The 12,158-nt window shown below is 59.3% G+C and carries 5 protein-coding genes; 4 read left to right on the forward strand and 1 reads right to left on the reverse strand.

Annotated elements, in window-relative coordinates; translation table 11 throughout:
- The first annotated feature begins 134 nt into the window (after positions 1-134).
- The 4 genes from FMQ63_RS31370 to FMQ63_RS31375 all read left to right on the forward strand — a co-directional run bounded on the left by FMQ63_RS31370 (position 135) and on the right by FMQ63_RS31375 (position 10,950).
- Positions 135-9,527 carry an RHS repeat-associated core domain-containing protein gene (locus FMQ63_RS31370; RefSeq protein ID WP_225909579.1) on the forward strand — a complete coding sequence of 3,131 codons (9,393 nt, stop codon included), beginning with the start codon at positions 135-137 and terminating at the stop codon, positions 9,525-9,527.
- Between the two features lie 957 nt (positions 9,528-10,484).
- Complete coding sequence (locus FMQ63_RS38485; RefSeq protein ID WP_020478206.1) at positions 10,485-10,607, forward strand: hypothetical protein; 123 nt, start codon at positions 10,485-10,487, stop codon at positions 10,605-10,607.
- 42 nt (positions 10,608-10,649) lie between these two features.
- On the forward strand, positions 10,650-10,784 hold the full coding sequence (locus tag FMQ63_RS38490; RefSeq protein ID WP_011556602.1) for a hypothetical protein: 135 nt from the start codon (positions 10,650-10,652) through the stop codon (positions 10,782-10,784).
- Between the two features lie 4 nt (positions 10,785-10,788).
- Positions 10,789-10,950, forward strand: coding sequence for a hypothetical protein (locus tag FMQ63_RS31375; protein ID WP_020478205.1), 162 nt, complete (start codon positions 10,789-10,791; stop codon positions 10,948-10,950).
- 671 nt (positions 10,951-11,621) lie between these two features.
- On the opposite strand, the gene FMQ63_RS31385 is transcribed toward FMQ63_RS31375, so the two are convergent.
- On the reverse strand, positions 11,622-12,158 hold a 537-nt coding region (locus tag FMQ63_RS31385; protein WP_141276837.1), incomplete at its 5' end, for a lamin tail domain-containing protein.

The following is a 12,158-nucleotide window of genomic DNA, read 5'->3' on the forward strand; positions in this document are numbered from 1 at the left end:
TCGGGCTCGGGCACCGTGACGAAACCATGATGGCGCTGGAATTGACACTTGTCGGAGTGGGCAGGTAGTGAACTCTGCAAGGGGAGATGTCAATGCGAGCCTTGGGGAGTGCGATGCGGTCAGGTCAGACGGGGATGTTGCTGCTAGCGCTGTTAGCGTCGCTGGTGGCACGTGCGGATGGGGGTGTTTGGAAATGGCTGCCCGAGCAGCAGCTCGAAGGGGGGCTGTCGGTTGACTCGATGTGCCGCCAACCTCCTTCGTCAGAAGAAACTCTGGCTGAGGACTGGACAGCGGCCTTTGAGGCAGCGCGCGCCGAGTGGGAGTCAAAACGGGATGCGGATCAGGTTCAATTGGTTGAGAGCCTGGCGCAAGCTTATGCTACTCTTGGAGCCCGTCCTGCTTGGTGGCAGCATTTTCTCCATATGCCATGGGCTGAGGTGCCAGAGGCGCTAGCACTGGAGCGCGCTCATTCTGCTCTTCGGAATGTCGTGGAGCAGGTGAACGCAGGCGCTTTCATGGGGGGCGCATCCCAAGCATACAAAGACGAAATCTTGGAAGCCCTCGCGCTTCAATTGAAGGCGATCGAGTCGCTTTCTGGCGGTAGCTACACACGGGCATGGCAACTGGCTTGGGGGGAGTCACCGCATGAGGGCATCGCTCGGCTGCAGTCGAAGGTTTCGAGCTGGGATGCGGGATTCGCGGTAGACGATGTGACGCAAGTTGCTCGTATCGAAAAAGTCGTGGCAACTGACCTGCAGGAAGGCGTGGTCGGTCAGCCGCTCGCTTTGCCGGTGACAGTGCGAGTGTCAACTTTCTCTGGTGAACCCGTTGTCGGGGCGACTGTAACGTTCAAGCGAGCGGGGGATGCTCATTTGATGTTTCTGCCACATCCTGGACCTGGGGGGGGACAGAGTGAGTTGCAGGCAATTACAGATGAGCACGGGCACGCGTCGGTGCGGGTGGTTCCCGATGCGAATATCGAGAGGTCACGTATTCAAAGGATGGGCACTTACGCTGCCCAGTACCTGGGCTACAATCTAGTGGCAGCGGAGACATCAAACGGAACTCAGGTGTTTGGGCTGATTCAGCCATTTGCACTGGTTGGATTGCCGGATGTTCCTGCGAACCTTCTTCCAAATTTTGATAATACGCCGACCGAACCTGGCTTGCAGATGATGGGGAGTCTGAATGTTCGGGTTGTAGATCAGTATGGAAATAACCTGGCAAATGAGCCTGTGGTTTGGACGCAGTTGGATCCGACAGGACGGTTCTTTGCGTCTAGCATGGTCGACACTCCCCAGGTTCTCGACTACTCAAATCCGCTCCAGTTGATGACAATAACTGGCTGGTCTCGAACCTCTGGGTATCAGGCTGTGGACTATATTCCCGGGCCGACATCAGGCACCTATCGTGTTACAGCTGCCTTGGGGAGTCTGATTCAAGACTTTGACGTGAGTGCAACCGCGTCTAGGAATACCTATGTTCTGCGTGCTCCGTCTTATGAGCCGTATGCCACTGTCTATGGGCTGCACTCTTCACGGGTTTCGAAGATTCAGATTCTACGCTGGCCGCAAGGCGCCACTGGCTGGACTCCGCTGAATGGCAATGAGCAGGGGTTGCTGGCCGCTGAGGTCAAGATTGATACGTATGCCGGTTACGGACCAGGTGGGAGTAGTTCAAATCTTCTGGATTCTTATGTGGAAGAGCCTGTTCTGATAGGAGTTGAGCCCCTTGATGATGCGATGTCTGTTGTTCATCGCGTAAAGGCCTTGGTGGCGCCTTCGGCGGGGAATCCCCAGCCGTATCAGAATTACCTTTTGAGTTGCCGCGTTTATGTGGAGGGACGTGTTAATCCTGTTTCCTGTCACCGGGGAATGTATAACCCCAGTCGTTCTGTCGTTCCTTCCTTACGCCTTATAAGGAGGCTTCCGGACGGCAGAGTCGTATCCTCTGAGGGGGATGCGGATGCGTCCGATCAAGCGGTGGGATTCACGGTAGCCAATAGCAGTTCGGATAAACTCTACGTTCGAATGATAGTTCAGCCGAACGAACCTGGCGACGCCATTGTAACAGGCTTCGAGCAACTGCCTCTTGACTCCGACGGTGATGCGGAAATTCAATCAACCGCCGGCGTTAGTCACCTGTTGAGCCTAAATTCCTCTACTCGGGGCGGGGGTGTGCGGTTCGAGCTGTACGCGAAAGATCATGGCCCGACTTCCGTCACGAAGGTTCTTCAGGCTGTAAGAGAGTTCGAAGTCACTGCTCAAGAACCAGAGCTCGTGTTGAGGGGCCTCCCGCTGGTCGCACGCTGGGTGTTGCCAGCGTGGGATTTTGTTTCTGCGCGAAATCCTGTTCCAGGACAGCCGCCGCCTGAGGATGCCCAGGTGCCTGTGGCTTATTCTGCCCAGCTTGTCGTGCTTGTTAATTCTGATGGAATACTGCGCGTGTTGCGCGGCGGAGATGAGATCTCCAGAGCCGCTGTGCAGGTTAATGCTACTAGTGCCGTCACACAGGTCACCCCGATTAGCGGATTGCCTATCGTGGTGGAGTGGAATGGCTACGCGGTGGTGGACCTGTCACCGGGGGCTGCGGGGGTTGAAACTATTGGTATCTCATTTACTCCTGCGAATGCCAATGCTCAGACAGTGACTCGGGAAGTGCCGCTCAAGACCTCCGTCATGTCGGAAGGGAGGCTGTCTGTGGGCCATACGTTCATCAAGGGGGTCAGCTTGGTGGATGGTCATTTGGTGAAGCAGGCCGTGGATCTAGAGTCTCCAAGTCGAGGTTTGGGGCTGACATGGTCGCGTACGTACGCCAGTGGTGAATCAGAAAACGGTGTGTTGGGATTGGGATGGACGCATGCGTATAATGGGGTCGTTCGGCCTCTTGGAGACTTCCGTTTTCTCGTCACCAGTGGTGAGGGGGGCGGACAGGTGTTCAAATGCACCGGTGACGGCACGGGCTGCGTTCCGCAGCCGGGATATCACGGAACGTTCCGTGCGGAGGGCACCGGAACTGAACGAGCGTATGTTTTCAGGGCGAAGAGCGGGGTGGAGTATCGCTACGGTCTGTTGGACACATTCAGCTTCCCTTTGAAATATCGACTTACGTCGGTGGTTGCTCCGACTGGGCATTCGCTGATGCTGAGCTATAATAATATCGCTGAAGAGAATACGCTGTCGCGGGTGTTCGATCTGGCGAGCGGACGGTCTCTCTGGTTCGGATATGGGCTCCACGGAGGGCGACAGCAACTTGTCGCCGTGGAGTTGCATCATTCAAGGACCCCAGATGCTGCAGAAGAGACCTTCCTGGAGGCTGTGGTCAGCTACGACTATGATGAGCAAGGTCGCTTGGTGTCCGTATCTCGCTACGACGAGGGAAATCTCGTTCGGACTGAGTCCTTTGCCTATGAAGAGGGCGCCTCCGAAGCTGGGCGGACACGGATGTCGCGGTACACGGGGCCCAACGGCGAGGTAACCCGATATACGTATTACAGCAGCACGGATGTGTTGGCGGGCGAGGATCAATACCTGCTGCTGATGAATAAAGACGAGAGAGTGAAAGAGGTGATCGAGGTTCTCGAAACGTTGCCTGTTCGAGAGGGGATCACCACGTTCGCGTATAGTATCGCACCAGAGCCGCGCACGATTCTCGGGGAAGCTCTGACAGTCTACACCACGACAGTCCATGGACCTCGGCCAGGGGTGCCTGCGTCAAGCTACCGGATGAATGCGACAGGGGCTGTAGTGGAGACGGTGCGGCCGTTGACCACTGGTGTCTTTGCGACGTCTAGTGCGCTATGGAACGCAACTCACCGTGCTCGTGAAACGGAAGCAGATGAGCGCGGGCGGGTGACGAATTTTGTCTATGATGAATTTGGAAATTTGACTGAACGTCGTATTGGGGGCACGGCGCTGCCGGGTTCTGGGCTTGTCGCCCCTACGCTCCAGGTTTTGGACGCCCAAGGTCTGCCCGTCGAAGAAATAGTGGAGAAATGGGGGTACGACCCGGGCTTTAACGTTCAAGTATGTCATGTGGACGCGGAAGGTTTTGCAACTGTCTCAAGAATCGATTCGATAGGGGATTCTCCTGAACAGGTGGTTCCTGTGGGGACAGGGCGAGTGCTTGAGACGCGCCGCTACGCGAACCGGGTGTCTCGTCCGGCGCTGACTTCGACTGCGCCTTGCGACGAGGTGGTGGCATCCTTGGCGACGTCGCCGCAAGACGTTGTGTTGAGTTGGCGTTACTGCGGTATTGAGGGCGCCGATTGCCCGCCGAATGCTCTGCCGGGAGATTTGGCCGCGACTGTCGGCGCGGACGGTCACGAGGAGCAGGTGACGGAATATGACATGTATGGGCAGTTGCGCTCGAAGACACTGCAGGTAAGTGACACGTCTGTAATCACGGTACAGTCCACCTTTGATGCACGGGGGCGACTGGAAGTTGAGCAAGATGGTCTTGGCCGGCATCGGACTCTGCAATGGGATGCGCTAGATCGGCTGACGCAGGAGGACCAGTGGAACTTTGGGGAGCCCGGGGTGTCGCGGACAGTGCAGTATTACGCGGGCGGGCAACTCAAGCGTGAAGAGCAGGGAGTGGATTTCGTCCGAGACTATTATCTGGACGCAGCTGGACGATTGGCGCGCATCGTAGAGTCAGGAGGCGGGCTCGCTGCTCCATTGGAGACCCGTTACGGCTATGACGAGGCGGGTAATCGCACGACGGTCATTGACCGCCGCGGCGTACTTACCACCACAGCCTACGATTTCGCGGATCGGCCCGTGGAGGTGAAGGTGTCTGTGGCGGACGGCCCCCGCTTCATTTCACAGGGGGGAAGTCCCGATGAAGTAGGGAGGAGCTACGTCCTCTCGACGACCAGGTATGACGATGCTGGTAATAAGGTCTGGCATGCGGATTTGTCTGGGTTTGATCGGACATATCGATTGGACTCGTTTTACCGAGTCGTGGAAGAGCATAGCCCTGAGGTGCCGGGAGCGTCCGATACTGCCCAGCCGCTGCGTTACATTCAGGAGTCTAGGTACGATTTGGTCGGGCGGAAGGTGCGCGAGGTGGATGGGAGCGGGCACGCGAGCACCACTGCGTATGATTTGCTTGGACGAGCCGTTGTCCTGACTGACCCGCTCGGCCGGGTGGAACGTCGAAGCTATGACGGGAGAGGTAATGTCACGGAGGTACGTCGGGAGGCTGGAGGTGTGCTGCAGCGGACGCTGAGTACGACATATGATGGCCTTGGTCGAACACTGTCGATCTCTGAGAGCGCTGCGGCGGAAACAGGCAACGTTGTTTACACTACGCAAACCGTCCATGATGATGTGGCGCACGTCACATGGACCCAGAACGCTCGGGGCCTGCTCCAGGCGAGCCATTTGGACGGCTTGGGGCGTGTTTTCAAGGTGGTCGAGGACGCGCCGACGGGCCCGCTGCCCCGCCAACCAGATGATGCACGCATTGGGCCTGCCCTCGCTCTGACGAGTACTGTAGAATATGACGCATTCAGTCGGGTGGCTGCCCGAGTCGATGCGCTGGGGCGACGCACTGAAACGGTGCACGATGCGCTAGGCCGGCAGGTGGCGGTGCATCACCCCATGGGTGTTTCCACAAGCAAGGTTTACGATGGCGAAGGAAATCTCATCCAGTCTGTGGACGGTCGCGGAATCACTAGACGGTTCACCTACGATGCATTGGGACGGCCGCGCAATGAAGTGTTGGTGGAAAGTCTGTCCCAGGGAGGACAGTCACTTGTCGTGGGACAGCGTGCGTACATTGACGTCCCGGATGCAGAAGCGCTGACACGTGAGGAAGTGTTGGATGCGCGTGGGAACCTCACGACGCTCTATCGGGATGGGCTTGGCCGTGAGGTTCGTCGCATCGATGCGCTTGGTTATGTGACAAAATTCAGGTTCGACGCGCTCCATAAGCGGCAGACTCAAGATGCTAAGGGGTACATTGCTCGCTTCTCATATGATGGTGCTGGGCGAGTCCTTGGTCAGTCGGATTATGCTTCGGCCGGCAGTTCGCCGACATATTCACAGACATGGGAGTATGCGGATGCGGTCCGCGAGCAGACGCACCTGAACAGGCGCGGAGTTCCTACCGTATTGCTCCATGATGGACTGGGGCGGAAGACCCGCAGCGTTCGTGGGCAAGGCGCAGACGTTGCGGAGGAGTCCTGGGAGTACAATGCTTCGGGACACCCCATTCGTTTCGTTGATGCGAATGGCCATGCGGCCGAGCGACTCTATGATGGTGCTGGACGTCTCATTGAAGAGCTCTTGGCCGCTGGCTCACTCGACGAGGCAAAGACGACGTTTCAGTATGACGCTGCCGGTCAGTTGACGCAGACGAAGGGGCCCCGAGTCACAGGAAGCGTATTCGATTTCCGCTACACCTATGATGATCTGGGCCGGCGTGTGCGTGAAGAGAACGCACTGAATCAGGTCACGGCCTGGGCGTACGATGCCGTAGGAAACAAGGTTTGTGCTAAGCAACCACTGGGACAGCCTTCGCTTGCGCACGGAGCGGCAAGTGGAATGTCACTGGCCCAGTTGGAGGCGAATGCCTGTGGGGGGACGTACGTAACGAGATTCGGATACGAGGAGGAAGGTAGGCTCGTATCCGTTACGGATGCTGCGAATGGGCTCTATTCGTACGTCTACGATGCCGCCCGTAACATGGTGGCGAAGCAGGATGCGAACGAAAATCTTACGACGTATGAGTACGACGTCCGGAATTTGCGTTCGGCTGAGCACCAGCATCTCGATGCTCACTCGCGGCTGACTTCGGCACAGCGGGATAGTGTCCCACTATTTGAAAGTGGTGCGACGCCCACCAGCAACACGGGCACTTTGACCTGGCGCCATACGTATGATGGCAACAGGAACGAAGCCTCGCGTGTAGATCCGAAGGGGCAGCGAGTTGAGTTCGCCCATGGTCTCCTTGACCGGTTGGCAAGCCGTACGTATTCGCAACATGCGACCCCGCGTGAGTTCCCTTCTGTTGATTCGGAGGTCCTTACTTATGATCCGAATGGGAATCTGACTGGCGAGTCACAGTCGAAGCAGACCACCAATGGTGTCCGACAGGAGGTTGTTACCTCTACGTTCGACGCTCTCGACCGACTGAAGACGCGCTTGCGCGAGTATGACGGGAAGCAAGTGTCATACAGGTACGACGCATTGGGGAGCCGTACACGTGTCGAAGACTCAGATGCTGTTGCGACTACGTACATGTACGATGCGTTGGGTCGACTTACACATGCGACACTGCCTGAAGGCGTAGTGGAGTATCGATACTGGCCCGATTCGCTCCTTAAGGGTGTCACGTGGCCCAATGGGATATCCGAAGGTCGCTGCTACGACGCGGCAGGACGCCTCTCGCAGATTGTTGTCGGCAAGGGAGGCGTGAACGACTTGTGCCAGAGCATCGTGGCCATGGTCAGTCGCCATGCGTATTCGTATGATGGTAATGGAAATCGCTTGGTGCAGATCGCGGTGCGCACGAGCCCTTCGACTCAGGAACTTGGGAGCCCGGAGTTTACCGAGTATGGATATGATGTTCTGAACCGTCTCACCGGCGTTAAGGCCCCAGATGGGCAGGCGTCGCTCTATCGGTGGGACGCTGTGGGGAATAGAACAGGTGAGCGGCGTGCGCCGAGTCTTGCTGTCTCGGGGCTCGGTCCCGACTCATACAATACGGTTCTGGCCCACGAAGTTACGTACGACGTTGTCGGCATTTTCAATCGCGTGGATTGGCTTCGGAATCTTCGCGATCTCAAGGATGCTACGAAGCATGTTTCTCTGGGCTACGATCTGGCGGGAAACATTACGCAGAAGACGGTGCAGGCTTCTACCCGCGCCTTTGTCTGGGATGTTCGTAATACGTTGACGGCCGTTTACGACAACGGCGTGGAGGTGGGTCGTTACGACTACGATGCCAACCTCCAGCGGACGATGAGGCACACGGCCGCAGGGAACGTGGAGTATGTCCTCGACGGTGCTTTCGTCTTGCAAGAGGCGGATGGAAGCCAAATCCATCGACCGACGCAGCGCCGTTATCATTATGGTGAAGGGCCGATTGCGGTCAGTGAAGCCCCCTCGGCAAGCTTGAGTTTTCTGGGGATGGATGCGCTAGGGAGCGTGACAGATGTTCTGAATGTAATTGGCCAAGTCACTGCTGCTCGAGAGTATGACGCATGGGGGAATTACCGCAGTGGCTCGGCGCCAAGCGTCAGTGACTTCAAACTGGGCTTCACGGGGCATCAGTATGACGTGGAGACAGGCCTCACGTACGCACGTGCTCGGTACTACGATTCGGACCTGGGGCGCTTCATCAGTCGGGACTCGTATGAGGGCAAATCGGACGACGCGCCCAGCCTGCATCGGTACGCCTATGCCTATGCCAATCCGCTGAGGTACTCGGACCCGACAGGCCATTGCGTCAACTTCTTCGCGAGCGACATGGTGTCGTGGGGTAACTGCGTTGAATCAGGCCAGGTGCTCGCCGGTTACGGCGTGGGTGTCGCGAAGGTGTTCGGGGGTGTTGGTGTACTCACCTACAACGCCACGGGAGCGCTCGTTTATGCAGCGACGGGCGAGTCGCAGTATCAGGCGCAGGCGGAGGCCTTCAGCCAGGGGACTGAGGGGTTGCTGCATTCCGTCAGAAGCCCAGGGGCATTCATCCAAAGCAGTTGGGATGGCCTCACGGGGGGCTTGGCGCAGATGGGCGACGCGATTGATCGCGGCGACCTCTACGGCGCTGGTGAAGGGCTGGGCAACTTCACTGCGCAAGCGGCGTTGCTGCACGAAGTTGGCCGGGGCGCGTCGGCCAACATTTCGCGGCTCCCCGCAACGGCCGCAGCGGGCGTCTCCGTAGGACTTGGCAATTCAGGGCGGGTGCTTGCCGTGACGGGGCCGACGCATCCGACACTGGGCTTGGCCGTCTTTGCGAACGCAGCGAATGGAAATGGTAGGTCGGGGGCCAGGGAAAGGACGGTCACTGAGGCAAGGGACAAGCCTGGGACGGCTGCTGTTGGGAGGCCAAAGAAGGATGCGCCCGGGCCTCGTAGCGACTCCGTTAAGCCGCCGAAGGGGGCAGAGGGCAAGGCGATCATTCGCAAGTATCTAAACCATAATGATTCGCCTCACTTCTCGGTGGAAGTGCATCCATCGATTGGTACGAGAATCGAGACACATCAAACGATGTCTAGGTCGGGTCGGTCCACTTGGGTCAACGAGATTGACGATGTGGCGCGGGACCAATTGCGAACTCCCGCCGAAGTACGAGAGGTTAGCCTTGCGGATGCCTTCGCTGCGCAGCATAAGCAGTTGGAGCAACTCGGAGCCGGTGATATGGGGCGATGGGCCCCTACGGGTTCATCTGCCAACGCCTGCACAACAGCAGTGTGCGATGTCCTTCGTGCTGGGGGAGTGGATGTGCCTGGGCCGACTGGAGCACAGGAGTATTTGTATGGTATGTTTGGTATTCCTATGAAGGGGGCGCCAAGATGATGGAGTGTGAGCGTCACGGGCTTAGTTTTATTAGTCGCTGCTGCGCCCATGTTGCGGTGGCTGTGGATGAAGGATTGCCTCTGGGTGTGGGTGTATTTGTGGACAGGATGACAGATGTTCATCATCTGTGTGCTGCGTGCGTCGCGCCGGTTGAAACATGGCTTTCTGAGTATCGACGAGGCGCCCCACCAACGCTTGAACCGGACTACTCTAGGGATGCCATGTGTGGTGAGTGCTTGCGTGAGTGGTACAGAGCTAACGGCCTAGGCGACCTCAGTATTGCAGTGCAAAAGGCACGCGAAGACCGCCTTAAAATCGAGCAAGAGCGTGATGGCTGACACTGGGCTTCGTCCGCTTCCCTGGACACCTCCGATGTGGTGGTGGGACGGAGCGGGAGAAGAAGAGGGGGCAGCGACGTAACTTCAGCCCCGAATTCAAGGCCGGAGCGGTGAATCTGGTGCTGGAATAGGGTAAGTCCGTCGCGGAGGTGGCGAGGGACTTGGACTTGGCGGAGGCGGCCTTCCGCCGGGGGTATCCGTCCGGCAAACGACGTGGTGAGGGGCGTTGAGTGAGGAGCCGCCGCCGTGGACCCTGGCGTGCATGTCGAAGCCGGTGGATGTTGCTGAGCACGGTGGTTGATGGAAACCGGGCCCGTTTCGGGTCGGCAGGGTGATGGGAAGTGGCTAAGGGAGTGCGAGTCGGCCATCAGCGAGCCGGTTTCTTGCGTGTGGCTGTCGGTGATGTTCGCTCGTCGGCTGGCGGGAGGACGGGGCGCGGCGTGGTGCCGCTACGGCAGCCGTAGCCAGCCGGGTGCGAGTAGGCGGTGGGAGGAGGGCGGACACCCTCCTGCCCACCGATGCCCCGCGAGAAGACTGTGACGAGAGCCTCGTATCCGTCCGGCAAACGACGTGCTGAGAGGCGTTGAGTGAGGGGGCGGCGCCGTGGACCCTGGCGTGCATGTCGAAGCCGGTGGGGAAGCAGGAGTGGTTCCGGGGCGTCGAAGCGTTCCAGGCGAGTGGGCTGACGCAGCAGGAGTTCTCGCGGCAGAGCGGGCTGCGGCTGAGCACGCTGCAGTCGTGAGTGTACCGGCGCCGACGCCAGCCGGCCAGGAAGCCGTAGCCGGTGGAGGTAGCTGTCGCGCCGCAGCTGAGTACGAAGCTGCTCGAGGTGGTGCTGGCCAGCGGAGCGCGCCTGCGGTTCTCCATGGACACCGACGTCAACTACGTGGCGCGGCTCGTTATCGCGCTGGGGCGGTGAGGTGGTGTTCTCGCTGCCTGCGTCGGTGCGCGTGGTGTTGGCGACGGAGCCGGTGGACATGCGCAAGTCGATAGATTGCCTCATGGCGATGCTGCTGGACGGCATCGACGTGGCCGAGGTGAGGAGCCAGCCCGCCTGGACGCCTCCCGGGCGTACGGGCACCTGATGCGCCCGGGACGCAGCGCGGTGGCGTGTTGAGGTGGAGTGCCGCGGGAGCTACCTCAAGACCGCTTCTGCCCTTGGCGCGAGGAGGCGGAGGACCTCAAGGCGCGCCTGACGTCACTGGAGGCGAAGATGGCGACGCTGGAGCGCCACGTCTTCCGTCGCAGGGCAGAGAAGTTGCCGACGGTGGCCGACGAGCTGCGAGAGGACGGGGGCAGATCGGCAGCGCCAGGAGGGCCTCCACTTGGAGAATCCGGCGGTTGGCAGTCCCAAACCCATTCGCGCGACAATGGTTCTCTTGCTGCAAGGCCCCGAGCGCCATGAACATACCATCCCATCTCGTGAGTACCACGAGCCTGATCAGCAGAGCATTCCCGGATGGAATACCAGAGACCGGCTACCTGCCGCTCTTGGCAGTGCTGTACCCGCATATGGTCGATGAGCAGCTTGTGGAGGTCGTGGGTCTATTCACGGGATGCGCTCGTGGCGTCGTCCTGAATGACGTCTATGCGGCAGGCCCAGGTCTTGGCCTAGCTCCCGATTGAGTTGCCGCCGTTCGTGCCCGGCTCGCTTCTGCTGGGCTAGGTAAATAGGGCCTGGAGGACTGAGCAGTTTTGAGTTGGCAGGCTGGGACGCTGGCTCCTTGAGCCTCACCGCCTTCCTCGTTGTTTCCCGTCAGAACGCCGTGCCGTTCACCCGCCGCCCAGGCGAAGCCTCAACACCGGCTGACAGCTGCGTATGCGGCATCCACGTCCCGGTGGAGCTCCCGTCCGGGCTCCGGTTGTAGGAGATGCCCACCTCCGTGTCCTGATACCCCGCGCTGTCCTGCACGGTGTTGTCCGGCCGCACCAGGAGCACGGTGTCGCCGCTGCTGCCCGTGTTGACGCCCCGGTTGAAGTACAGCCCGCCTCCCGAGGCCGCCGTGGCGTTCGTCGCGCCCGTGGGCACCGCCGTCGGACCCGAGTACACGACGTACGACTTGCCCGGCTGAATCATCGTCCCCGCCGGGAATACGTGCCGCGTGTCGTCTTCGCCCGCGTAGGAGCTGGCGTCGTGAATCTTCCAGCCACCCAGGTCCACCGCCGTGGTGCCTGTGTTCACCAGTTCGACGAACTGCTGGTCATAATCCGGCATCGTGGTGCCCGGTTTGTTGTGCGACTGCGGCAGGTACTCGTTGATGAACACCTTGTACTGCGTCCCGCCCGTCCCCGT

Origin of the sequence: Myxococcus sp. CA005, assembly GCF_006518205.1 — a bacterium.
Taxonomy (GTDB): Bacteria; Myxococcota; Myxococcia; order Myxococcales; family Myxococcaceae; genus Myxococcus; species Myxococcus xanthus.

Excerpts from the sequence above, each read along its gene's own strand:
- FMQ63_RS31370 (WP_225909579.1), top strand. The coding sequence starts at position 135 with ATGTTGCTGCTAGCGCTGTTAGCGTCGCTGGTGGCACGTGCGGATGGG.
- FMQ63_RS38485 (WP_020478206.1), top strand. The coding sequence starts at position 10,485 with ATGTCGAAGCCGGTGGGGAAGCAGGAGTGGTTCCGGGGCGTCGAAGCG.